Origin of the sequence: Stenotrophomonas sp. SRS1 (assembly GCF_026130205.1) — a bacterium.
GTDB lineage: Bacteria > Pseudomonadota > Gammaproteobacteria > Xanthomonadales > Xanthomonadaceae > Stenotrophomonas > Stenotrophomonas rhizophila_B.
This window is the reverse complement of the sequence record NZ_JAINFD010000002.1, coordinates 490,497-513,185: the sequence shown is the minus strand read 5'-3', so window position 1 is coordinate 513,185 and position 22,689 is coordinate 490,497. Positions and strand designations below refer to the sequence as shown.

The window sequence follows — 22,689 nt, the reverse complement described above, 5'->3', positions numbered from 1 at the left end:
TATTCCGTTTGATTATAAGGCGGCGTCATGGCCCACCCGGGCCGGCTCAGGGGTGGTCCAGCGGTCTGGGCGGTTGGACCTGGCGGACCCGCTCCCGATGCAGCAGGTACAGGCCGGAGGCCACGATGATCGCCGCGCCCAGCCAGGTGACCGAGTCGGGCAGCGCGCCCCAGAACAGCAGATCCCAGCCGATCACCCAGACCAGCCCGGTGTACTCGAGGGGTGCGATCATGGAGGCTTCGCCCAGCTGGAAGGCGCGGGTCAGGGCCACCTGCCCCCCTGCCCCGGCCAGGCCCATGCCGGCGATCAGCGCGGCATGGCCCAGCTGCAGTGGCCGCCAGTCGGGGATCGCCAGCAGACCCGCGCCGACGGCCATGATCACCAGGAACCACACCACCATCGACTGGGGGGTGTCGGTGCGGGTCAGCATGCTGACCGTGATCGCGGCCAGTGCGTAGGCGGTCGCAGCCAGCAGGACCATCAGCCCGGGCAGCGAGATGAAGCCGCCGACGCCGGGCCGCAGCACGACCAGCACGCCTACCAGGCCGATGCCGATGGCGATCCAGCGGCGCGGGCCGACCTTCTCCCCGAGCAGGGGCACGGACAGCGCGGCGATCAGCAACGGGGCAACGAAATAGATGGTGTAGGCCGTGGACAGCGGCAGGCTGCGCAGGGCGTACACGAAGCAGCCGATCATCGCCATGCCGAGCACGCCGCGCAGCAGGTGCAGGACCCAGCGCTTGGGCACCAGCGATCGCGGGCCGGCGGTGGCCAGCACCCAGACCAGCACGAACGGCAGCGAGGCCGCGCCGCGCAGGAAGGTGACCTGCAGGGTGGGATAGCTGGTGGCCAGCTGCTTCATGCCGGCATCCATCAGCGAGAAGCAGGCCACGGCCATCAGCATCCAGGCAACGGCGCGGGAGGGGGAGCGTTGGGTGTTCATGGCCCATTATCGCCGCCGGGGACGGGCCGTCCATGGCGGGTTGGTTAGAATGGGGCATTCACCCGTTGGAGTTCTCCCCATGCCCTCTTTTGACGTCGTTTCCGAAGTCGACACCCACGAGCTGACCAATGCGGTCGACCAGGCCAACCGCGAGCTGTCCACGCGCTTCGATTTCAAGGGGGTGGACGCCAAGTACGTGCTGGAAGACAGCGTGATCAGTCAGTCCGCACCGAGCGATTTCCAGTTGCAGCAGATGACGGACATCCTGCGTCAGCGCCTGACGGCGCGGAAGATCGATGCGGCGTGCCTGGAGTTCGGTGATATCGAGTCGAATCTGGCCGGCGCGCGGCAGAAGATCACGGTCAAGCAGGGGATCGAGCAGAAGGTGGCCAAGAAGATCGCGGCGAAGATCAAGGAGGCCAAGTTGAAGGTGGACAGTCAGATCAATGGCGACAAGCTGCGGGTGACGGGCAAGAAGCGCGATGATCTGCAGGATGCGATGGCGCTGTTGCGGAAGGAGACGTTCGAGGTGCCGCTGCAGTTCGATAATTTCCGCGATTGATCTTGGCCTGACGGCTGTAGCGAGGAGCGCCAGCGAAGGGCACCGCTGTTTGTTGCTGATGGGCGTTCGTTGTTTTTGGCGCTGGCAGCTCATCGCTAAAGGCTGGCGATTCACTGGCGAGGGCTGCGTCGGGTAGGGCCAGGCCTTGCCCGGACCCGCCGTAAACCCATCCATGGGGGCTCATGTCGCGGCATCCATGCCGCTCATGGTCCAGGCAAGGCCTGGCCCTACCCGCCGCCCCGACGCTTTCTCGGCGGACGGGCGAGCAAACTCGGCGGATCGGCGAGCAAAGCGGTAGTGCCGGCCCGTGGCCGGCAACCAGGCGATCTCCCATCGGTCGTGCCGCCCGTGGCCGGCAACCTCGTTGCGCAGATCTAAAAGATGCGGCTTCCGGCGTATGTACCGCCGGGCGCTGGTCATTACGCGCGAATCAGCTTGTACAGGGTGGTGCGTGAGATACCGAGCTGACGTGCGGCGGCGCTGACGTTGCCTTGATGCGCGGCCACGGCGTCGCGCACGTGCTGTGTGGTGTGTGTGCGCAGCGAAGTATTTGCAGCGTTGGCGCGCGGCGCGTCGAGTTTCAGGCTGGCATACGGTGCGAGTGGTCCGCGCAGGTACTGCACGTGCACGGCGGTGTCGTCATCCAGGCGGACGCGATGGGCAGGGCCGCTCTGCAGCAGGCGGCGGCGCTGGTGGGGGCTGGCGCCGGCAAACAGGCCGTCCAGGGTAAGAACGGGCAAGTGGCCGCGACGCGGCAGTCCGAACAGGCGGCGGGCCACGCGGTTGGCGGCGCGGACATGGCCGTCTTCTTCGATGGCCAGCAGGCCCTGCAGCGGTGAGTGCAGCCAGCGGGTGTCGTGTTGCACGGCCAGCAGGTGGCAGGGGCGGTGATCCTGCATGAGGCGGTTCTCGGCCGACAGCGCGGCCTGGCGGAAGTAGCCGTGCAACAGCTCGGCATCGCGCTCGCCGGTGCCGGTGATGTCCAGTGCGCCCAGTACTTCGCCATCCAACCCATGCAGCGGGACGCTCAGGCAGAACACCGAGGCGAAGCGGTCGAGATAGTGCTCGTTGCCGCGCACCAGGGCGGGCGCGTCTTCGGCCAGGCTGCAGGCCGGTGCGGTGGTGCCGATGTCGATCTCGCGCAGGCGGCGACCGATCTGGATCGGGCGCAGCACCGGCACGTCGGCCAGGCCATGTTCGCGCTGGGCGACGACCAGGCCGTCGGCGTTGACGCAGAACAGGGTCCATTGGCGGCCACCGAAGGCGGCCCAGAGGTGGTCCATGTCCTCGCGCACACAGCGTGCGAGGCGGCGGTCGGCAGGGTCGTCGAGGCGCGTGGCAGCCGCGGCAAGAGGCGCGTAGTACGGCTCCTGCCGCGGCTGCACGCCGGCCTGGCGCGAGCGCTCCCAGGAGCGCTGCACCGGCGGGCTGACCACGCTGTCCATCAACGCGCCGCCCTCGGCGAAACGCTGACGGGCGGCGGCCAATACCTGCTGCTGTTCCAGAACCATCGCGGCCATCGGTCGATCTCCACCTCGAACCGACAGCCTACTCCCGCAAAGCTGACTGGTACGTCGTCGCAGGCATGCATGCCTGCGACGGACCGTTTCACCCGCCGATGGTCAGGATCGGCTTGAGGGTGACACCGCGGGTGCTGTCCTCGGCGGCCTGATTGATCTGATCCAGCGGGTAGAACTTGACCAGCTTGTCGAACGGGAAGCGGCCCTGCTGATACAGCTGCACCAGCTGCGGAATGAACACTTTGGGCACGCTGTCGCCCTCGACGATGCCACGGATGCTGCGTCCGCCGAGCAGCAGGTTGTTGACGTCGAACTCGGCCTTAGTGCCCAGCTTCGGCGCGCCTACCACGCCGATCACCCCCAGCCCGCCGAGGGCCTCGATGCCCTGCGCGAGCACCTCCGGACGACCGGTGGATTCCAGTGCGAAGTTCGCGCCGCCGCCGGTGATCCCGCGCACCGCTTCAACCACATCGACCTCGCGGCTGTTGATCACGTGCGTGGCGCCCAGTTCCCTGGCCAGCTCCAGGCGCGAAGGCACCACATCGATGGCGATGATGGTCGTCGCACCGGCCACGCGTGCGGCCATCACCGCGCTCAGCCCGACCGCGCCGGCACCGAAGCTGGCGAAGCTGCTGCCGGCGGTCACCTTGAGCGAGTTGATCACCGCACCGGCACCGGTCTGGATGCCGCAGCCAAGCGGGCCGAGCAGTTCGATCGGCGCATCGTCGGGCACCTTGATCGCGTTGTTTTCGCGGCTCAGTGCGTAGGTAGCGAACGAGGACTGCGCGAAGAAGTGATCGTGCAGCGGGTTGCCGTCCGGGTCCTGGATCGCGGTGGAGCCGTCCAGCGCACCGCCACCGAAGTTCAGGCCGAAGAAATCCTTGCAGTAGGCGCCGTGGCCGCCGCTGCAGGGATTGCAGTGACCGCAGGCGCCGTAGGTCAGTACGACATGGTCGCCCACCTTGAGATCTTTCACGCCCGGGCCGAGCGCTTCGACGATGCCCGCGCCTTCATGGCCGAGCACCGCCGGCAGCGGCACGGGGTAGTACTGGTCACGCACGATCAGGTCGGTATGGCACAGGCCGGTGGCGACTACGCGGACCAGCACTTCATCGTCCTGCGGGCCACGGATGCGTGCCTTCTCGATCGTGAAGGGCTGTTCTTTTTCGCGCACCACGGCCACGGTGATGTCGCGCAGTTCTGCTGTTGCGGTCATGAGAATTTCCTGGATCAGATCGGGTACGCGGGCGCTTCGCCCTTGACGGTCATCCACTGCCACTGGGTGAACTCGTCGATGTTGGACGGGCCACCGATGCTGGTGCCGTTGCCCGAGGCGCCAACGCCACCGAAGGGATTGATCACCTCATCGTTCACGGTCTGATCGTTGATGTGCAGCAGACCGGTGCGCAGCCGTTCGCCCAGCTTCAGCGCGCGGCCCACGTTGCTGGACACGATCGCCATCGACAGGCCGTACTCGCTGTCGTTGGCCAGCTCCACCGCCTCGTCATCGGTATCGAACGGCACCACGACCGCGACCGGCGCGAAGATCTCTTCGTGGAAAGCCGGGTTGTCGCGGCTCACATCGCTGAGCACGGTCGGCTCGAAGAACAGATCCTTGTAGCCACCACCGGTGGCCAGGGTGGCACCGGCGGCCTGCGCCTCGGCGACGATGCGCGCGGCGTGGTCGCGCTGCTGGGCATTGATCAACGGCCCGATCGCCACCTCGCCGTCGGCCGGATTGCCGACCTTGAGCGATTTCGCCTTGGCCACCAGCTTTTCCAGGAAGCGCGCATGGATGCTGCGCTGGACCAGCACGCGGCCGGTGGCCATGCAGATCTGGCCCTGATGCAGGTAGACGCCCCACGCCGTGTTGGCGATGGCCAGATCCAGGTCCGCATCGTCGAGCACGATCAGCGAGTTCTTGCCGCCTAGTTCCAGCGACACTTTCTTCAGGTGTTTACCCGCCGCTTCACCCACCTTGCGCCCGGCACCGGTGGACCCGGTGAACTGGATCATCGCGATGTTCGGGTCACTGGTCAGCGCCGCACCGGCGGCACCATCGCCCGGCAACACATGGAGCAGGCCAGCAGGCAGACCAGCCAGCTCGAACAGGCGTGCGATCACGAAGCCACCGCACACGGCGGTACGCGGATCGGGCTTGAGCACCACCGCATTGCCCAGCGCCAGTGCCGGGGCGACGGCGCGCATGGCCAGATACAGCGGAAAATTGAACGGCGCAATCACACCGACCACGCCGAGCGGGCGGCGGCGCGCCAGATTCAGACGGCCGGGTTCGGACGGCAGCACTTCGCCGATGCTGCGCGAGGGCAGTGCCGCCGCTTCATGCAGCGCCTTGGTGTTCACCTTGGCCTCGAAGCCGGCCTTGAGCTGGGTGGAGCCACTTTCGCGGACCAGCCACTGCACGATCTCGTCGTTGTGCTCTTCGGCCAGCTGCGCGGCACGGCGCAGGACCTGCGCGCGAGTGTCATACGGGGCACTGGCCCAATCGCGCTGTGCGCTGGCGGCAGTGGCGGCCGCGCGTGCGATCTGCGCGGGGTCGGCCATCGCGATCTCACCGAGCCGCTCGCCGGTGGCGGGTTCGACCACGTCCTGGGTGCCTGCACCCGGGCTCCACTGACCCTCGAACAGCTTGCCAGACCACGTGGCCGTCGGCAGGAATGCATGTGTTGCCATCACGGAAAACTCCTTGCGTCGTGTACCCGGCCATTGGATACCTGCGGCGGGCCACTGCCTATTGGCCGTTGGCTCGATCACTGCAAGTGATTGCCGGATAAGGATTTATCAGGATGACCGGTGTCCAGTTAATGGACAGTGGAGCCGATCACCCACCCGCTTCACCGCCGCGCCGTACAATCAACAGCCCAGCCAGCGACACCGCCCGCCATGAACGATGCGTCCCTCACTGCCACCCACGATCCCATCGCCGAGACCCGGAAATGGCTGGAGCAGATCGTCATCGGCCTGAACCTGTGCCCGTTCGCCAAAGCGGTGTACGTGAAGGACCAGGTGCGCTTTGTGCTCAGCGATGCGACCACGCCGGAAGCGCTGGTCGAAGAACTGGCCGAAGAGCTGATCCTGCTGCGTGACACGCCGGCCGAACAGATCGACACCACGTTGATCGTGCATCCGGACGTGCTGACCGATTTCCTGGATTACAACGATTTCCTCGACAACGCCGATGCGGCGATCGAAGCACTGGACCTGCAGGGCATCCTGCAGGTGGCCAGCTTCCATCCGCAGTACCAGTTCGCCGGCGCGGCGCCGGATGACGTGAGCAACTACACCAACCGCGCGCCCTACCCGACCCTGCACCTGCTGCGCGAAGACAGCGTCGAGCGTGCGGTCGCCGCGTTCCCGGATCCGGACGTGATCGTGGAGCGCAACATCGAAACGCTGGACAAGCTCGGCATCGAAGGCTGGACGCGCCTGCTGGGCCGCAACGACATGCCGCCGTGCCACTGACTCCGGCCATTCTCGACTGGCCGGCACAGCCGCTGCGCGATCGCGTGGTGGTGATCACCGGGGGTGCGCAGGGGGTGGGCCGTGGCATCGCGCAGTCGGTGCTGGGCGCTGGCGGAAGCGTGATGATCGCCGATCTGGATGCCGATGCCGGCAAGGCCTGTTTGACCGAATGGGCGCTGCCGGAGCGCGCGGCGTTCCAGCGCGCGGACGTGGCCAGCGAGCGCAGTGTGCAGGCGCTGATGAAGGCGACGCTGAAGCGCTTTGGCCGCATGGATGGCCTGGTCAACAATGCCGGCATCGCCAGTGCCCATGGCACGCCGTTGGCGGAGATGCCGCTGGCTGAGTGGCAACGCCGCCTCTCCAGCCTGCATGGCGCCTTCCTGTGCAGCAAACACGCCCTGCCCGCCCTGCGCGAGCACACCGGGGCCATCCTCAACATCGCCTCGACGCGTGCATGGCAGTCCGAACCGGACAGTGAAGCCTATGCCGCGGCCAAGGGCGGGCTGGTCGCCTTCACCCATGCACTCGCGTTGAGCGAAGGGCCGGCGGTGCGGGTCAACAGCATCAGCCCCGGCTGGATCACCACCGATGCCTGGCAGGCACCCTCACGCCGGCGCACGCCCAAGCTCTCGCGCCGCGATCAGGCGCAGCATCCGGTCGGCCGGGTTGGCCAGCCGCCGGACATCGGCGCGCTGGCGGTGTTCCTGCTCTCGGACCTGGCCGGTTTCATCACCGGCCAGGACCACATCGTCGACGGCGGCATGACCCGCAAGATGATCTACGCCGAATGAGCCACGTCCGGTCCGATCACGCTGCCGGGTAGTGCCGGCCGCTGGCCGGCTCCTCACGTTGCATGACACCCCGCCCCTGGCGGCAGGATGCAGAGCCGGCCAGCGGCCGGCACTACCGTAACCAGGGTCACACCATCCCGTTGTGCCGCAGCAGCGCGTCCACGGTCGGCGCGCGCCCACGGAACGCAGCGAAGTTTTCTGCCGCACTCCGGCTGCCGCCCCGCGAGAGCACTTCATCGCGGAACCGCTGACCGGTCTCGGTCACCTTGTCCGGGGCTTCCTCGAACGCGGCATAGGCATCGGCGCTGAGCACTTCGGCCCACTTGTAGCTGTAGTAGCCCGCCGCATAGCCACCGGCAAAAATGTGGCTGAACTGATTGGGGAACCGATTCCAGGCCGGCGGCCGGTTGACCGCCACCTCATCGCGCACGCGCTCCAGCAGGGCCTGCACGCTGTCTTGGGTCGGGTCGAAATCACTGTGCAGCTGCATGTCGAACAGGGCGAACTCGAGCTGGCGCACAGTGAACATGCCGCTCTGGAAATTGCGTGCGGCCAGCATGCGGTCAAACAGCGCACGCGGCAGCGGCTCGCCGGTAGTTACGTGCGCGGTCATCGCCTGCACACGGTCCCATTCCCAGCAGAAGTTCTCCATGAACTGGCTCGGCAGCTCCACCGCGTCCCACTCCACACCGTTGATGCCGGCCACGCCGAGCTCGCCGATGCGGGTCAGCAACTGATGCAGGCCATGCCCCATTTCATGGAACAGCGTGGTCACATCGCTGTGGCTGAAGGTCGCCGGTTGCCCCGCGGCGCCCTTGCCGAAGTTGCAGACCAGGTACACCAGCGGCGTCTGCACACCAGCAGCGGTCTCGCGGCGGTTGCGGCAATCGTCCATCCACGCGCCACCACGCTTGCCTTCGCGCGCGTACAGGTCCAGATAGAACTGACCCACCAGCGCGCCCTGCGCATCGACCACCCGGAAGAAGCGCACGTCCGGGTGCCACACCGGCGCGCTGTCCGGCTGTACCTCCAGCCCGTAGAGACTGCGGATCACACTGAACAGGCCGTCCAACACCTTCGGCTCGGTGAAGTACTGCTTCACGTCCTGCTCGGAATAGCTGTAGCGCGCCTGCTTCAGCTTCTCCGCCGCGAAGGCCAGATCCCATGCTTCCAGCGCGGCCAGACCCAGTTCGTCGTGCGCGAAGGCCTCCAGCTCGGCACGGTCGCGCTGTGCATACGGTTTGGCACGCGCCGCCAGATCGCGCAGGAAACCCAGCACCTGCGGCGCATCTTCGGCCATCTTGGTGGCGATCGAATACTCGGCATAGTTGGCAAAGCCCAGCAGCGCGGCCAGCTCCGCACGCAGCACCAGCACGCGATCAATGTTGCCGCTGTTATCCAGCGCGGCATCGCCGAATTCGGAGGCGCGGACCGCGTTGGCGCGATACAGCGCCTCACGCAGCGGGCGATGTTCGGCGTAGGTCTGCACCGGGATATAGCACGGCATCTGCAGGGTCAGCTTCCAGCCGGGCAGGCCATCCTTCTCTGCGGCAGCGCGGGCAGCGGCGATCACATCGTCCGGCAGGCCAGCCAGTTCGGCGCGGTTTTCCACGTGCAGCGACCAGGCATCGGTCGCATCGAGCACATTCTGCGAGAACGTCGCCGAGAGCGCGGACAGTTCCTCGCGGATCGCGCTGTAGCGCGCCTTGCCGGCGTCATCGAGTTCAGCACCGCCCAGCCGGAAATCACGCAGGGCGTTCTCCAGCACCTTGCGGCGTGCCGGATCGTACTGCGCCGCTTCCGACGCAGCGGCCAGGGCGCGGTACTGCTGGTAGAGCGCCAGGTTCTGGCCCAGTGCGCTGCCGAAGCGCGTCACCTTGGGCAGGTTGGCGTTGTAGGCCTCGCGCAGCGCCGGGGTATTCACCACAGCCTGCAGGTGGCCCACTTGGCCCCATGCGCGCCAGAGGCGCTCAGTGGCATCGTCCAGCGGATCGGCGAAGGTCGCCCAGGTCACCGGGGTGACGGTCTCGGCGGTCGTTACCGCCGCCTCGGCCTCGGCCAGCAGGGCGTCGATCGCCGGGGCGATGTGCTCAGGCTGGATCGCATCGAAACGCGGCAGACCGGAAAAATCGAGCAGGGGGTTGGTGGGGGTCACAGGCATCTCCAGACAACGGGGCCGCTGCAGCGGCATCACCCCACGATATGGCATTGCCCCCTGCCCCGCACAAGGCCCCGGCGTGCACCGATGGGCCAGGTTCACGCCACGCCCGGTGTCCCGCTCAGTACACCGCTTCCAGCGAAACGCAGGGCAGCACCGGCAGGCCCTGCCCCGCCACCGCCGCGGCGAGCTGGGCATCGGCGCCCTCCACGTCGATGCCCTGCTTCGGGTACCACTCGGGGTTGTAGTAGCTGTGCGCGTAGCGCTCGCCGCTGTCGCACAGGATGGTGACGATCGAGCCGCTGCGTCCGGCATCGCGCATCAGTTGCGCGGCCTGCAGCACGCCGATGAAATTGGTGCCGGTGGAACCGCCGACGCGACGGCCCAGCTGGCGGCTGACATGGCGCATCGCGGCCAGGCTCAGCGCATCGGGCACCTTGACCATCGCATCGACGCTGGTCGGAATGAAACTGGATTCCACCCGCGGCCGCCCGATGCCTTCCACGCGCGAGCCGCCACTGCAGGTCAACTCGCGCCAGGGCTGCCCGGCCAGCGCGGCGCAGTAGCCGTCGTAGAACACCGACACTTCCGGGTCCGCACACAGGATGCGCGTGTCATGCCGGCGGTAGCTCACGTAGCGGCCCAGCGTGGCCGCGGTGCCGCCGGTGCCCGGGCTGCACACGATCCACTCGGGCACCGGGTGCGGCTCCTCGGCCATCTGCTTGAAGATCGATTCGGCGATGTTGTTGTTCGCGCGCCAGTCGGTGGCGCGCTCGGCGTAGGTGAACTGGTCCATGAAGTGGCCACCGGTTTCGCGGGCCAACGCTTCGGAATCGCAGTTGAGGTCGCAGGCGCGCTCCACCAGGTGGCAGCGGCCGCCGTGGAACTCGATCGCCGCGATTTTCTCGGGGGACGTGGTGGCCGGCATCACGGCGATGAACGGCAGGCCCAGCAGCCGTGCGAAATACGCCTCGGATACGGCCGTGGAGCCGCTGGACGCTTCGATCACCGGGCGCCCTTCACGCAGCCAGCCGTTGGTCAGCGCGTACAGGAACAGCGACCGGGCCAGACGATGCTTCAGGCTGCCGGTGGGATGGCTGGATTCGTCCTTGAAATACAGGTCGATGCCATCGAACCCCGGCAGGTCCATCGGGATCAGGTGGGTATCGGCCGAACGGTTGAAATCGGCTTCGATCTTGCGGATGGCGGACGCCACCCATTCACGCTGAGACATGATGAACGCTGGTCAGGGAGACACACCATTCTACCCGCCACCCCGCCCGGCCGGGACCGGTAACATGACGTGTCCGCCGCGCCGATGCGGCACCGCCCCCAGGATCCCCATGTCCCTTGCCGCTTTCCAGACCCAGCCGGGTGTCGCCGCCCAGCCGCCGGCCGAAACCACCGGTTTCGTGTTCAACCACACCATGCTGCGCGTGAAGGATGCTGCCGCCTCGCTGGCGTTCTACACCGGCGTGCTCGGCTTCCGCCTGATCGATCTGCGCCACTTCCCCGACGCCGAATTCAGCCTGTACTTCCTGGCCCTGCTGCCGGCCGGCACGCAGATCCCCGAGGGCGACGACGCCCGCCGCGTGTGGATGGCCGGGATTCCCGGCGTGCTGGAGCTGACCCACAACCACGGCACTGAAACCCAGGCCGGCGCGGTCTATCACGACGGCAACAGCGATCCGCGCGGCTTCGGCCACATCTGCGTGTCCGTGCCGGACATCCAGGCCGCCTGCAAGCGTTTCGATGCGCTGCAGGTGCCCTACCAGAAGCGCCTGGAAGATGGCCGCATGAAGCACCTGGCCTTCATCAAGGACCCGGACGGCTACTGGGTGGAGATCATCTCCAACACCCCGATCGCCTGATCCCGGCCGCTCCGCGATGCGCCGGCAGCTACCGGCGCGTCGTGGGCGTCATGGCTGGACCTGGAACTCGAAGGCCGCATGGAACGGCGCCTTCGGTGGTACGAACAGGGTTTTCCCGGCAAACCCCGCATCGACACAGCGTGCGACCGTTTCGTCGCCTTCGCGCCACGTCCGCACCACCTTGCCCTGCGCATCCAGCTGCAGCACCACTGTGAACGGTGCCAGCGTCTCCGGCGCGGGTTTCGGCATGCACCGCGCGAAACTCGCGCCGCCCACCCGGCTCATGCTGTCCAGCATTTCCGTGTACGCCGCCGGCGCCAAGCTGGCTTCATCACGATGCGCCAGTGCGCGCACCTGTTCATAGCCGGCGTCGCCTGCGACCGCCTGGGCCATCATCACCATCCACAGCATCGTTCCCTCCTCCGTCTGCGCGTTCATGACGCCAGCGCGCAGCGTAGGTCAGCGCGTGGGCTGGCGGAAGGGCTGCGGCCGACAGGTCCACGCGCGTGGTCAGCAAGATCGAGACGGCGACACTGTGTCCAACCGCGTGCAGTGGTATATCTGCGGACCGTCCACCCACCCAACGGAGTCGGTATGGAAACCATGGAACTGCACCGCGGCCGCCTGATCGATCACCTGCAGCTGGTGGTCAAGGATCTCGCCGACAGCCGCCGCTTCTACCAGGCCGTGTTCGACACGATCGGGATCCCGATTGCCGGTGAAGGCGACACCTATTTCTGGGCCGATGAGCTGTTCATTTCCACGGCGGACAGTGAAGCAGCGCTTGGCCAACTCACCGGCCGCCATCATCTCGCCTTCCAGGCCCGCGACCACGCGACCGTGGACGCCTTCCACCAGGCCGCATTGGCCAATGGCGGGAAGGACAACGGTGCGCCGGGCGAACGCCCTTACCATCCCGGTTACTACGCGGCATTCGCGCTGGATCCGGATGGCAACAACATCGAGGTGGTGTTCCATGGGCCGGCGAGGTACAGCGCGGAATCGGTGAAGGTGAGCTTCGACAGCTGAGCCGCAATCTGAACTCTTCAGGCGCGGGCTGACCCGTCTCACTGGATGAGACCGCGCCCCGGTACGGTCGCTCCATGGAGACGATCCGCAAACTGGCCATCCTTGCCGATGCCGCGAAGTACGATGCGTCCTGCGCCTCCAGCGGCGCGGGCAAGCGTGATTCGCGTGCGTCCGGTGGCATCGGCAGCACCGAGGGCATGGGCATCTGCCACAGCTACACGCCGGATGGCCGGTGTGTGTCGCTGCTGAAAATCCTGCTGACCAACTTCTGCATCTACGACTGCGCGTACTGCGTCAACCGCGTGTCGAGCAACGTGCAGCGGGCCCGCTTCAGCGTGGACGAAGTGGTCGCGCTGACGATGGATTTCTACAAGCGCAACTACATCGAAGGCCTGTTCCTCTCCAGTGGGATCATCCGCAACGCCGACTACACCATGGAACGGATGGTGGAAGTGGCGCGGGTGCTGCGCGAGGAACACCGGTTCGCCGGGTACATCCACCTCAAGACCATCCCCGAAGCATCGCCGGAACTGCTTGCCGCCGCCGGGCGCCATGCCGATCGGCTGTCGATCAACATCGAGCTGCCCACCGAAGCCGGGCTGGCCAGTTTCGCACCGGAGAAGTCACTGCCCTCGATCCGGGGCGCCATGGGTGAGCTGCGCTGGCAGATCGAGGAAGCCAAAGAGGCGCGCAAGTCCGATCCAGCCAGCACTGCGGTATCCGCACCGTCACCGGCCCCGCGCGGGCGGCGTGCGCGTGCCCCCCGCTTCGCCCCTGCCGGGCAGAGCACCCAGATGATCGTTGGTGCGGACGGTGCCAGCGACAACCAGATCCTCAGCGCGGCCGACAATCTGTACGGCAATTATCGGATGCGCCGCGTCTACTACTCCGCCTTCAGCCCTATTCCCGATGCCAGCAAGGCGCTGCCCCTGCAGGCGCCACCGCTGGCACGTGAGCATCGCCTCTACCAGGCCGACTGGCTGCTGCGCTTCTACGGGTACGGTGTGGAGGAAATCACCGATACCACCCAAGGCGGCATGCTGGACCTGGACATCGACCCGAAGATGGCCTGGGCGATCCGCCACCCCGAGCGCTTCCCGGTCGATCTCAATATCGCGCCCAAGGAGCTGCTGCTGCGCGTACCCGGGCTTGGCGTGCGCAACGTCAAGCGGGTGCTGATGGCGCGGCGACATGGACGCCTGCGCGTGGCCGATGTGGCCCGTCTGCGTGCACCGATGAGCAAGCTGCTGCCGTTCGTGCAGTTGGCCGACCATCATCCGCGGCGTGCACTGGATGATCCGGCGGCGCTGCGGGCGCGGCTGGCGCCACCGCCGCGACAGGGCGCATTGTTCCCCGACGCTGCTGCCCACTGACATGTCACGCTGGAGTGTGCGTGTCGAGCCGGCATGGTCGTTGGATGCATGGCGCGCGGCCGCGCGGCTGGCCTTGCGCCACGCGGTGCCACCGGATCAGCTGGACTGGCTGCAGGATCAGGGGGCTTCATTGCTTGATGCCCCGTCACTGACCTCGCTGGACGATGGCCGCACGCCACTGGCCGAGCCGCAAATGTATGTCTCCAAGGCGTTTGTCGAGCTGGCTGCCATCTGCCTGTGCCATCGCGATCCGCAACGGATGTCGCTGCTCTACCGCATGCTCTGGCGCATCACGCATGGCGAGCGCAGCCTGCTGTCCAACCCCGCCGATCCCGACGTGCTGCGCGCCATGGCCCTGAGCCAGGCAGTCCGCCGCGACACGCATAAAATGAAAGCGTTCGTCCGCTTCCGCGAAGTGCCCGGCGAGCAGGATGCCTTCATTGCCTGGTTCGAACCGGATCACCAGATCGTGGATCGCGTGGCGCCATTCTTCGCGCGTCGCTTCGCCGGCATGCGCTGGGCGATCCTGACGCCGTACCGCAGCGTGCACTGGGATGGGCAGGCGCTGTCGTTTGGTCCGGGTGGCCACCAGAGCGATGCGCCCGTTGAGGATGCGCGCGAAGAACTGTGGCGCACCTACTACGCCAACATCTTCAATCCGGCACGGCTCAACACGCGGATGATGCAGCAGGAGATGCCGGCCAGATACTGGAAACACCTGCCCGAGGCGTCGTTGCTGCCGCAGCTGGTCCGTGATGCCGGTGACCGGGTGCAGGAGATGCACGACCGTGAGGCACAGGCCCCGCGACGGCGTATCCCCGAGGCCATCGCCTCACCCACGCCGGTAGCGGATACCCCACCTGCCACACTCGATGCCCTGCGCGATGCGGCCGCCGCGTGCCGACGCTGCCCACTCTGGGAGCCGGCCACGCAGACCGTGTTCGGCGAAGGCCCACAGGACGCACGGATCATGCTGGTGGGCGAGCAGCCCGGCGACAGCGAGGACCTCAGCGGGCACCCGTTCGTCGGTCCCGCCGGACAGCTGCTGGATCGCGCCCTGCGCGAGCTTGGCATGGATCGCCGCACGCTCTACCTGACCAACGCGGTCAAGCACTTCCGCTTCGAACGGCGCGGCAAGCGTCGCATTCACAGCAAGCCGCAGATCACCCACATCAATGCGTGCCGGCCGTGGCTGATGGGCGAGATCGAGAACGTGCGACCGCAGGTGATCGTCTGCCTGGGGGCGAGTGCAGCCACCGCGGTGTTCGGCGCCGGGTTCAACCTGATGGCAAACCACGGACGCTGGCACTCACTGGAGGACGGCACCCGTGCATTCGCCACCGTGCATCCGTCGTGGGTGTTACGGCAGCCGGCAGGTGAGCCACAGCAGGCAGCCTATCGGCTGCTGCTGTCGGACCTTCAGCAGCTGAACGGCCTTGACGGCCGACGTTGATTCTCCAGCGTGGGGTTGCCGGCCGGCAGCCGGCGTTACCCGTCAGCTGGACACGGGCAGTATCAGTGCGCCGCCATGTAGATGTCCTGCAGCACCGCCTTTTCCAGCTCCAGCTCGCTGAGCAGATTCTTGACGATGTCGCCCAGGCTCAGGATGCCGACCAGCTTGGCGTCTTCGGTCACCATCAGGTGGCGGTGACGCGAGTAGGTCATGAGCGCCATCGCCTGCTTGAGGGTGGCGTCCGGTCCGATGCCTTCCAACCCTGCCGACGGCAGCGTGGAAATGACCCGGCGCCCGGCCTGCGGGCCGTCGTCGGCCAGCGTGCGCACGATGTCTTTCTCGGAAATGATCCTCACCGGCGCATCATCTTTCATGACCACAAGGGCAGCGATCTTATGCGCGCTCATCTTGTGGGCCGCCGCACCGATGGTGTCTTCCACATCGATGGTGACGATCGTTTCTTTCTTGGATTGCAGGAGTTCGCGGACGTTCATTCTTGTTTCCTGGTGCAGGGTACTGAAGTCGAGAGATGCGCCTGATTACAGCGAGGTCGGCAGTGAGACCGCCGTGCCTCGGTCACTCGATTCTACGACCGCACCCGGGCCCAGGAGTTTGCAAATCTGGGACGGTTCGTCGTGGAACGCGGTGCACGACCCTGAGAATGGCACCGTCGTTAAAACCGTCGCTGAATGCCTCAGCAGACTGAGACTAAAGTTCCGCTGCAGACGGCCGTGTAGAGCCACCCCATGGGTGGCTGTTCTTCGCTCCGGCTCCCGCAGCCACCCATGGGGTGGCTCTACAACGGGGTGATCGCACAAAAAAGGGTGGCCCGCAGGGCCACCCTAGATACGTGTCAGCGCCGCCTCGGCAGCGGACACATCACTCCACCGTCACGCTCTTGGCCAGGTTGCGCGGCTTGTCCACATCTGTCCCGCGGGCCAGTGCGGTGTGGTACGCCAGCAGCTGCACCGGGATGGTATGCACGACCGCGCTCAGCGCGCCGACATGGCGCGGCGTGCGGATCACGTGCACGCCGTCGGACTCCACGAAGTTGCTGTCCTGGTCGGCGAACACGAACAGTTCGCCGCCGCGCGCACGCACTTCCTGCATGTTGGATTTGACCTTCTCCAGCAGGCTGTCGTTCGGGGCGATCACCACCACCGGCATGTCTTCATCCACCAGCGCCAGCGGGCCGTGCTTGAGCTCACCGGCCGGGTACGCCTCGGCGTGGATATAGGTGATCTCCTTGAGCTTGAGCGCGCCTTCCAGCGCGATCGGGTAATGCAGGCCACGCCCCAGGAACAGTGCACTGCTCTTGCGTGCGAAGCGCTCGGCCCATGCGGCGATCTGCGGCTCCATGTTCAGCGCGTGCTGCACGCTGCCCGGCAGGAAGCGCAGCTGCTCCAGGTAGTCCGCTTCCTGCGCAGCATCGATGCGGCCGTGCAGTTTGCCCAGCACCACGGTGAGCTGGAACAAGGCGGCCAGCTGAGTGGTGAAGGCCTTGGTCGAGGCGACACCGATCTCGGCACCGGCGCGGGTGTAGCAGACCAGTTCGCTCGCGCGCGGAATCGCGCTCTCGGGCACGTTGCAGATCGACAGCGTATGCAGATGACCGAGCGACTTGGCGTACTTGAGCGCTTCCATCGTATCCAGCGTTTCGCCGGACTGCGAAATGGTGACGATCAGATGCTTGGGATTGGCGTACGCCGCACGGTAGCGATACTCGCTGGCGATCTCCACGCTGCACGGCAGGCCGGCGATGGATTCAATCCAGTAGCGTGCCGTCAGGCCGGCGTAGTAACTGGTGCCGCAGGCGAGGATCTGCACGCCTTCGATACCCGACAACACCGCCTCGGCGTTCTTGCCGAACAGCGTCGCCGGGAAGCCACCGGCGTCGATCGCCGCCTCGATGGTGTCGCCGAGCGCGCGCGGCTGCTCGTGGATTTCCTTTTGCATGAAGTGGCGGTACGGACCCAGCTCCAGCGACGCGAGCGAGACATCCGACAGGTGCACATCGCGCACGATCGGCTGGTTGTGCTCGTCGTACACCTGCACGCCGTCGCGGCGGATGTCGGCGGTATCGCCCTCTTCCAGGAAGATCACCGTGCGGGTGGCCTGGATGATCGCCGAGACGTCGGAGGCGACGAAGTTCTCGCCCTCGCCCAGGCCGACCAGCAGTGGGCAGCCCATGCGCGCGCAGACGAAGTGGTCCGGCTCTGCACGGCTCATCACCGCCAGCGCGTAGGCACCGGTCAACTCCTTGACCGTGCGCTGCAGCGCCGAGAGCAGGCTGTCGCCTTCCTTGAGGTGATGGTGCATCAGGTGCGCGATCACTTCGGTATCGGTCTGCGACTCGAAGGTGTAGCCCAGCGCGCGCAGCTTCTCACGCTGCTCCTCATGGTTCTCGATGATGCCGTTGTGCACCAGCGCCACACCGTGGCTGATGTGCGGGTGGGCGTTGGCCTCGGTCACGCCACCGTGGGTGGCCCAGCGCGTGTGGCCGATGCCGAGCAGCGACTGGAAGCCTTCGCTCGCAGCGGCCTTCTCCATCTCGGCCACGCGGCCGGTACGGCGCACACGACGGACGTCAGCTTCAGCGGCAGCGGTATCGATCACCGCAATGCCGGAGGAGTCGTAGCCCCGGTATTCCAGTCGCTTCAATCCTTCGATGAGTACCGGTACCACGTCGCGATGGGCGATCGCTCCCACAATGCCGCACATAGATTCAGATCCCTGGTGGTTAGCCTCGCATTCTAGCGTGGCGACCCGGGCGGCTTGGGCGCTGTCCGCTTAACGAAAGTGTCCGGTCCCGTGTCCGCGGACACCCGGACACGCCGCAGGATTCGCAAGCCATTGTTTTCAAAGGGTGAAAAGTTGGCACGAAGTCTGCTTTGTTATTTCACAACCCAACCGCGAACGAGCCCGATGATCCGCGACACTTCCGCCCAGGACCAGACCCTTTCCTCGCACGCCGCGCCCGCCCCGTGGAAGCGCTGGCTGTGGCCGGCGGTCGCCGCCCTGGTCGTGCTGCTGGCGATCGGCTTCGCCGCCCGCGCGTGGCTCGGCGCCAGCCGCTCCTTTGACAGCGCCCGTGTCCGCGTCGCCGAGGTCACCCGGGGCGACATGGTCCGCGATATCGCTGCCGACGGCCGCGTGATCGCCGCCAACAATCCGGTGCTCTACGCCATCTCCGCCGGCACCGTGACCCTGAAGGTGGTCGCCGGTGACGTGGTCAAGCAGGGCCAGGAGCTGGCCGTGATCGACAGCCCGGAACTGCGCAGCAAACTGGCCCAGGAACAGGCCACGCTGGCCGGCCTGCAGGCCGAGGCCAGCCGCGCCACCCTGGATGCCACCCTCGCCCGTGCCACTGCCCAGAAAGACACCGACCAGGCCGTGATCGAACGCCAGGCCGCAGTGCGCGATCTGGAGCGCTACAAGCGCGGTTTCGATGGCGGCGCGGTACCGCAGGTCGATGTCGCCAAGGCTGAAGACACGGTCAAGAAGAGCGACATCCAGCTGGAACATGCCCGCAAGGATGCGATGTTGAAGGCACAGGGCGCCGATCTGGACGCGCGCAACAAGCGCCTGCTGGCCGATCGCCAGCGTGCCGTGGTGACCGAAGTCGAACGCCAAGTCGATGCGCTCACCCTGCGTGCCCCGTTCGATGGCCAGGTCGGCCAGGTGCAGGCCACCCAGCACACCAACGTGGTCGCCAATGCACCGATCCTGGGCGTGGTCGATCTGTCCCGCTTCGAGATCGAGATCAAGGTACCGGAGAGCTTCGCCCGCGAGCTGTCGATCGGCATGCCCGCCCAGCTCACCGGCGGCAGCGGCCAGTTTGCCGGTGAGATCTCCGCCGTCTCCCCGGAGGTAGTCGCCGGCGAGGTCAACGCCCGCATCCGCTTCTCCGACAAGCAGCCGCAGGGCCTGCGCCAGAGCCAGCGCATGCAGGCACGCGTACTGCTCGATACCCGCCGCAACGCACTGAAGATCGAGCGTGGCCCGTTTGTTGAACAGGGCAACGGCTACGCCTACGTCATGGACGGCAGCAGTGCCGTTCGCCGCCCGGTCAAGCTCGGTGTGAGCAGCCTGGGCGAAGTTGAAATCCTCTCTGGCCTGCAACCCGGCGATCGTGTCGTGGTGTCCGGCAGCGATCTGTTCGGCGATGCCGAGCGCGTGTCCATCAACTGATTCACCCCTTTCGATCTTCCCGACATTCAAAGGAACACAGCCATGCTTGAAATGCGCTCGGTCGCCAAAGTCTTCCGCACCGAACAGGTGGAAACCCATGCCCTGCGGTCGCTGGATCTGCACGTGCGCGAAGGTGAGTTCGTCGCCGTGACCGGTCCGTCCGGTTCGGGCAAGACCACCTTCCTCAATATCGCCGGCCTGCTGGAGACCTTCACCAGCGGCACCTACCTGCTGGATGGCCAGGACGTCAGCCAGCTCGGCGACGACGCGCGCAGCCGGCTGCGCAACCAGAAGATCGGCTTCATCTTCCAGGGCTTCAATCTGATCTCCGATCTGAACCTGTTCGACAACGTCGATGTGCCGCTGCGCTACCGCGGCATGCCGGCGGCAGAGCGCAAGCAGCGCATCGAACATGCGCTGGCCCAGGTGGGCCTGGGCTCGCGCATGAAGCACTACCCGGCCGAGCTGTCGGGCGGTCAGCAGCAGCGCGCCGCGATCGCGCGTGCGCTTGCGGGCAGCCCCCGCCTGCTGCTGGCCGATGAACCGACCGGCAACCTGGACAGCCAGATGGCGCGTGGCGTGATGGAACTGCTGGAAGAGATCAACGCCAAGGGCACCACCATCGTCATGGTCACCCATGACCCGGAGCTGGCCGCGCGAGCCAAGCGCAACGTGCACATCGTCGATGGCCAGGTCACCGATCTGCTGCGCGATCCGGTGCTCGCCACGCCGCGCCCGTCCGTCGCCGCCGCCATTGCCAACGACTGAGGCCCGCCATGCTCGCCTACTACTTCCGACTGGCCCTGCGCAGCTTCCGGCGCAACAAGGTGCTGACCGCGCTGATGGTGGTCGCCATCGCGCTGGGCATCGGCGCGTCGATGACCACACTGACCGTGTTCCACGTGCTGTCCGGCGATCCGATTCCGCAGAAGAGCGATCGGCTGTTCGCCGTGCAGGTCGATCCGCGCCCGATGCTGGGCTACCAGCCTGGCGAGGAACCGGAGGAGCAGCTGACCCGCTTCGATGGCGAGGCACTGCTGCGTGAGAAGCATGCCAAACACCAGGCCCTGATGACCGGTGGTGGCGTGACCATCGAGCCGGACAAGGCCTCGCTGCGTCCGTTCGATACCGATGCACGCTACACCTCCACCGATTTCTTCCCGATGTTCGATACGCCGTTCCAGTACGGTCGTGCCTGGCCGGTGGCCGACGACGACGGGCGCGGCCGCGTGGTGGTCATTTCGCAGGCGCTCAACCAGAAGCTGTTCGATGGCGCCAACAGCGTCGGCAAACCGCTGCGCATGGACGGCCACACCTTCACGGTGGTGGGCGTGCTGGACGAGTGGAATCCGAACCCACACTTCTATGATCTGGAGACCGGCAGATACGGTGGCAGCGAGGACATCTACATACCTCTCTCCACCGCGCTGGAGCTCAGGCTGGGCCGCAACGGGAACATGAACTGCTGGGACAACTCCGGTGGCGATGAAACGGCGGTCAATGCACCGTGCACCTGGATGCAGTACTGGTTGGAACTGGCCTCGCCGGCCGATGCCGCCGACTACCGCGCCTACCTGGAGAACTACTCGGCCCAGCAGAAGTCCGCAGGCCGCTTTGAGCGCGCACCGAATGTGCGCCTGCGCAGCGTCATGGACTGGCTGGACCACAAGCAGGTCGTGCCGGGCGATGTGCGCCTGCAGCTGTGGCTGGCGATGGGCTTCCTGCTGGTGTGCCTGATCAACACGGTCGGCCTGCTGCTGGCTAAATTCCTACGCCGCAGCGGTGAGATTGGTGTGCGTCGCGCGCTCGGCGCCAGCCGTGGGCAGATCTTCCTGCAATCGCTGGTCGAAGCCGGCACGGTGGGCCTGGCCGGTGGCCTGCTCGGCCTGCTGCTGGCGCTGCTGGGGCTGTACGCGGTGCGTCAGCAACCGGTGGACTACGCCAAGCTGGCGACGCTGGATGGACAGATGTTGCTGATGACCTTTGCGCTGACCCTCGTCGCCAGCCTGCTGGCAGGCTTCCTGCCTGCATTGCGCGCCATGCAGGTCACCCCCGCCATCCAACTCAAATCGCAGTAAGGATCCGGAGCACATCATGGATATCCGTCCCATTCTTTCCACCCTGCGTCGGCACAAGACCGCCGCAGCGCTGATCGTGCTGGAGATCGCACTGACCTGCGCGATCGTCTGCAACGCGCTGTTCCTGATCGGCCAGCGGATCGAGAAGATCAACCAGCCCAGCGGCATCGCCGAAACCGAACTGATGGAGATCCGCCTGGGCGGTGTCGGTAAGCAGGTGAACGTGGAAGCCCGCACCCGTGAGGACCTGGCTGCGCTGCGCAGCGTGCCCGGCGTCAAGAGCGTGGTGACCATCAACCAGCTGCCGTTCCGCCGCAACTCGTGGAACTCCACCCTGTCCCGGGTGCCCGACCAGGAGCGCCCGACGCTGAGCGCATCGCAGTACTTCGCCCGCGAAGGCGTGTTGGAAACGCTGGGACTGAAGCTGGTGGCCGGCAGCGATTTCCAGCCCGGCGAGTACCGTGAGTACAGCGAGGTGGTCGCCGACGAGACAGCCGATTCCAAGGGCAGTTCCGTCATCCTGACCCGTTCGGCCGCCGAAAAGCTCTACCCGGGTGGCGATGCACTGGGCAAGACGATTTACAGCGGCCGCATGCCATTGCGCGTGACCGGCGTGGTCGAAGCGCTAGCGCGCCCGGGCAGCGTCGAGGGCGACACGCATCACTCGATGCTGCTGCCGATCCGGATGAGCTATGACATGGGGTTCTACCTGATCCGTGTCACCGACCCCGCCCGCCGCGATGAGGTCCTCAAAGCGGCGGTTGCTGCACTGGAACGGGTGGATCCCAGCCGCATGGTGCGCGCGAAGCTCACCTACGAGCAGGTCCGCCACAAGACGTTTGCCAACGACCGCGCCATGGTCGGCCTGCTGATCACCGTCTGCGTGGCGCTGCTGGTGGTCACCGCGCTGGGCATCGTCGGCCTGGCCAGTTTCTGGGTGCAGCAGCGGACCAAGCAGATCGGCATCCGCCGGGCGCTCGGCGCCACCCGCAGCCAGATCCTGCGCTACTTCCAGACCGAGAACTTCCTGTTGGCCACGGTCGGCATCGTGCTGGGCATGTTGATGGCCTACACGATCAATCTGTGGCTGATGAACAACTACGAGCTGCCGCGCATGCCCATCAGTTACCTGCCGATCGGCGCGGTGCTGTTGTGGTTGCTTGGCCAGATCGCTGTCTTCGGCCCGGCACGTCGTGCCGCCGCCGTTCCACCCGCTGTTGCCACCCGGAGTGCCTGA

General features: G+C 66.3%; 20 protein-coding genes. 11 read left to right on the top strand and 9 right to left on the bottom strand.

Translation table 11 applies throughout. The features are described 5' to 3' along the window. Positions 1-46: 46 nt before the first annotated feature. Positions 47-943: a DMT family transporter gene (locus tag K4043_RS08005; RefSeq protein ID WP_265308870.1), complete on the bottom strand. Its 897-nt coding sequence runs from the start codon at positions 941-943 to the stop codon at positions 47-49. A gap of 79 nt (positions 944-1,022) precedes the next feature. Here K4043_RS08005 and K4043_RS08000 point away from each other — a divergent pair, with 79 nt between their 5' ends. Continuing rightward, complete coding sequence (locus K4043_RS08000; protein ID WP_123730133.1) at positions 1,023-1,505, top strand: YajQ family cyclic di-GMP-binding protein; 483 nt, start codon at positions 1,023-1,025, stop codon at positions 1,503-1,505. A gap of 419 nt (positions 1,506-1,924) precedes the next feature. Here K4043_RS08000 and K4043_RS07995 read toward each other — a convergent pair whose 3' ends face one another. The 3 genes from K4043_RS07995 to K4043_RS07985 all read right to left on the bottom strand — a co-directional run bounded on the left by K4043_RS07995 (position 1,925) and on the right by K4043_RS07985 (position 5,719). After that, entirely contained in the window at positions 1,925-3,025 is a 1,101-nt protein-coding gene (locus K4043_RS07995) for a helix-turn-helix domain-containing protein (RefSeq protein WP_265308869.1), read from the bottom strand. 88 nt (positions 3,026-3,113) lie between these two features. Continuing rightward, the gene (locus tag K4043_RS07990; protein ID WP_265308868.1) at positions 3,114-4,241 is read right to left on the bottom strand and encodes an NAD(P)-dependent alcohol dehydrogenase; all 1,128 of its coding nucleotides are present in this window, start codon (positions 4,239-4,241) and stop codon (positions 3,114-3,116) included. A 14-nt stretch (positions 4,242-4,255) separates the two neighbouring features. Next, a complete protein-coding gene (locus K4043_RS07985) occupies positions 4,256-5,719 on the bottom strand; it encodes a benzaldehyde dehydrogenase (RefSeq protein ID WP_265308867.1) in 1,464 nt (487 codons plus the stop codon). 210 nt (positions 5,720-5,929) lie between these two features. Here K4043_RS07985 and K4043_RS07980 point away from each other — a divergent pair, with 210 nt between their 5' ends. Further along, complete coding sequence (locus K4043_RS07980; protein WP_123730129.1) at positions 5,930-6,508, top strand: DUF1415 domain-containing protein; 579 nt, start codon at positions 5,930-5,932, stop codon at positions 6,506-6,508. Then, positions 6,499-7,299 (top strand): SDR family oxidoreductase, encoded by an 801-nt coding sequence (locus tag K4043_RS07975; RefSeq protein WP_123730128.1) that lies wholly within the window; start codon positions 6,499-6,501, stop codon positions 7,297-7,299. Before K4043_RS07980 ends, K4043_RS07975 begins: the two co-directional genes overlap by 10 nt. 127 nt (positions 7,300-7,426) lie before the next feature. On the opposite strand, the gene K4043_RS07970 is transcribed toward K4043_RS07975, so the two are convergent. Then, complete coding sequence (locus tag K4043_RS07970) at positions 7,427-9,460, bottom strand: M3 family metallopeptidase (protein ID WP_265308866.1); 2,034 nt, start codon at positions 9,458-9,460, stop codon at positions 7,427-7,429. Between the two features lie 118 nt (positions 9,461-9,578). Further along, positions 9,579-10,691, bottom strand: a complete 1,113-nt coding sequence (locus tag K4043_RS07965) for a PLP-dependent cysteine synthase family protein (RefSeq protein WP_265308865.1) — start codon at positions 10,689-10,691, stop codon at positions 9,579-9,581. 109 nt (positions 10,692-10,800) lie between these two features. Between K4043_RS07965 and gloA the strand changes: the two genes are divergently transcribed. Further along, positions 10,801-11,328: a lactoylglutathione lyase gene (gene gloA, locus K4043_RS07960; protein WP_123730125.1), complete on the top strand. Its 528-nt coding sequence runs from the start codon at positions 10,801-10,803 to the stop codon at positions 11,326-11,328. Between the two features lie 48 nt (positions 11,329-11,376). Here the strand turns inward: gloA and K4043_RS07955 are convergent, their stop codons facing one another. Then, positions 11,377-11,739 carry a hypothetical protein gene (locus tag K4043_RS07955; RefSeq protein WP_265308863.1) on the bottom strand — a complete coding sequence of 121 codons (363 nt, stop codon included), beginning with the start codon at positions 11,737-11,739 and terminating at the stop codon, positions 11,377-11,379. A 183-nt stretch (positions 11,740-11,922) separates the two neighbouring features. Here K4043_RS07955 and K4043_RS07950 point away from each other — a divergent pair, with 183 nt between their 5' ends. From K4043_RS07950 to K4043_RS07940, 3 genes are all read left to right on the top strand, one after another. Further along, positions 11,923-12,357: a VOC family protein gene (locus tag K4043_RS07950; protein ID WP_265308862.1), complete on the top strand. Its 435-nt coding sequence runs from the start codon at positions 11,923-11,925 to the stop codon at positions 12,355-12,357. A gap of 74 nt (positions 12,358-12,431) precedes the next feature. Then, positions 12,432-13,730: a putative DNA modification/repair radical SAM protein gene (locus K4043_RS07945; protein WP_123730122.1), complete on the top strand. Its 1,299-nt coding sequence runs from the start codon at positions 12,432-12,434 to the stop codon at positions 13,728-13,730. Between the two features lies 1 nt (position 13,731). Continuing rightward, a complete protein-coding gene (locus K4043_RS07940) occupies positions 13,732-15,183 on the top strand; it encodes a UdgX family uracil-DNA binding protein (RefSeq protein ID WP_265308860.1) in 1,452 nt (483 codons plus the stop codon). A gap of 62 nt (positions 15,184-15,245) precedes the next feature. Here K4043_RS07940 and K4043_RS07935 read toward each other — a convergent pair whose 3' ends face one another. Next, positions 15,246-15,677, bottom strand: coding sequence for a CBS domain-containing protein (locus K4043_RS07935; protein WP_123730120.1), 432 nt, complete (start codon positions 15,675-15,677; stop codon positions 15,246-15,248). 385 nt (positions 15,678-16,062) lie between these two features. Continuing rightward, positions 16,063-17,904, bottom strand: a complete 1,842-nt coding sequence (gene glmS, locus K4043_RS07930; protein WP_123730119.1) for a glutamine--fructose-6-phosphate transaminase (isomerizing) — start codon at positions 17,902-17,904, stop codon at positions 16,063-16,065. A gap of 204 nt (positions 17,905-18,108) precedes the next feature. Between glmS and K4043_RS07925 the strand changes: the two genes are divergently transcribed. Genes K4043_RS07925 through K4043_RS07910 form a run of 4 tightly spaced genes read left to right on the top strand, consistent with a single transcriptional unit; the run spans position 18,109 to position 22,689 of the window. Next, complete coding sequence (locus K4043_RS07925) at positions 18,109-19,374, top strand: efflux RND transporter periplasmic adaptor subunit (RefSeq protein WP_123730118.1); 1,266 nt, start codon at positions 18,109-18,111, stop codon at positions 19,372-19,374. Between the two features lie 42 nt (positions 19,375-19,416). Next, positions 19,417-20,142: an ABC transporter ATP-binding protein gene (locus K4043_RS07920; RefSeq protein ID WP_123730117.1), complete on the top strand. Its 726-nt coding sequence runs from the start codon at positions 19,417-19,419 to the stop codon at positions 20,140-20,142. Positions 20,143-20,150: 8 nt separating this feature from the next. After that, positions 20,151-21,452, top strand: coding sequence for an ABC transporter permease (locus K4043_RS07915; protein ID WP_265308857.1), 1,302 nt, complete (start codon positions 20,151-20,153; stop codon positions 21,450-21,452). Positions 21,453-21,468: 16 nt separating this feature from the next. Next, positions 21,469-22,689, top strand: coding sequence for an FtsX-like permease family protein (locus K4043_RS07910; RefSeq protein WP_265308856.1), 1,221 nt, complete (start codon positions 21,469-21,471; stop codon positions 22,687-22,689).

What these genes read in the sequence shown, in the direction of transcription:
- K4043_RS07970 (WP_265308866.1), bottom strand. Translation starts at nt 9,460, where the DNA reads ATGCCTGTGACCCCCACCAACCCCCTGCTCGATTTTTCCGGTCTGCCG.
- K4043_RS07935 (WP_123730120.1), bottom strand. Translation starts at nt 15,677, where the DNA reads ATGAACGTCCGCGAACTCCTGCAATCCAAGAAAGAAACGATCGTCACC.
- K4043_RS07985 (WP_265308867.1), bottom strand. Translation starts at nt 5,719, where the DNA reads ATGGCAACACATGCATTCCTGCCGACGGCCACGTGGTCTGGCAAGCTG.
- K4043_RS07945 (WP_123730122.1), top strand. Translation starts at nt 12,432, where the DNA reads ATGGAGACGATCCGCAAACTGGCCATCCTTGCCGATGCCGCGAAGTAC.
- K4043_RS08005 (WP_265308870.1), bottom strand. Translation starts at nt 943, where the DNA reads ATGAACACCCAACGCTCCCCCTCCCGCGCCGTTGCCTGGATGCTGATG.
- K4043_RS07980 (WP_123730129.1), top strand. Translation starts at nt 5,930, where the DNA reads ATGAACGATGCGTCCCTCACTGCCACCCACGATCCCATCGCCGAGACC.
- K4043_RS08000 (WP_123730133.1), top strand. Translation starts at nt 1,023, where the DNA reads ATGCCCTCTTTTGACGTCGTTTCCGAAGTCGACACCCACGAGCTGACC.
- K4043_RS07920 (WP_123730117.1), top strand. Translation starts at nt 19,417, where the DNA reads ATGCTTGAAATGCGCTCGGTCGCCAAAGTCTTCCGCACCGAACAGGTG.
- K4043_RS07950 (WP_265308862.1), top strand. Translation starts at nt 11,923, where the DNA reads ATGGAAACCATGGAACTGCACCGCGGCCGCCTGATCGATCACCTGCAG.
- K4043_RS07915 (WP_265308857.1), top strand. Translation starts at nt 20,151, where the DNA reads ATGCTCGCCTACTACTTCCGACTGGCCCTGCGCAGCTTCCGGCGCAAC.
- K4043_RS07990 (WP_265308868.1), bottom strand. Translation starts at nt 4,241, where the DNA reads ATGACCGCAACAGCAGAACTGCGCGACATCACCGTGGCCGTGGTGCGC.
- K4043_RS07940 (WP_265308860.1), top strand. Translation starts at nt 13,732, where the DNA reads ATGTCACGCTGGAGTGTGCGTGTCGAGCCGGCATGGTCGTTGGATGCA.
- K4043_RS07910 (WP_265308856.1), top strand. Translation starts at nt 21,469, where the DNA reads ATGGATATCCGTCCCATTCTTTCCACCCTGCGTCGGCACAAGACCGCC.
- K4043_RS07965 (WP_265308865.1), bottom strand. Translation starts at nt 10,691, where the DNA reads ATGTCTCAGCGTGAATGGGTGGCGTCCGCCATCCGCAAGATCGAAGCC.
- K4043_RS07995 (WP_265308869.1), bottom strand. Translation starts at nt 3,025, where the DNA reads ATGGCCGCGATGGTTCTGGAACAGCAGCAGGTATTGGCCGCCGCCCGT.
- K4043_RS07955 (WP_265308863.1), bottom strand. Translation starts at nt 11,739, where the DNA reads ATGCTGTGGATGGTGATGATGGCCCAGGCGGTCGCAGGCGACGCCGGC.
- glmS (WP_123730119.1), bottom strand. Translation starts at nt 17,904, where the DNA reads ATGTGCGGCATTGTGGGAGCGATCGCCCATCGCGACGTGGTACCGGTA.
- gloA (WP_123730125.1), top strand. Translation starts at nt 10,801, where the DNA reads ATGTCCCTTGCCGCTTTCCAGACCCAGCCGGGTGTCGCCGCCCAGCCG.
- K4043_RS07925 (WP_123730118.1), top strand. Translation starts at nt 18,109, where the DNA reads ATGATCCGCGACACTTCCGCCCAGGACCAGACCCTTTCCTCGCACGCC.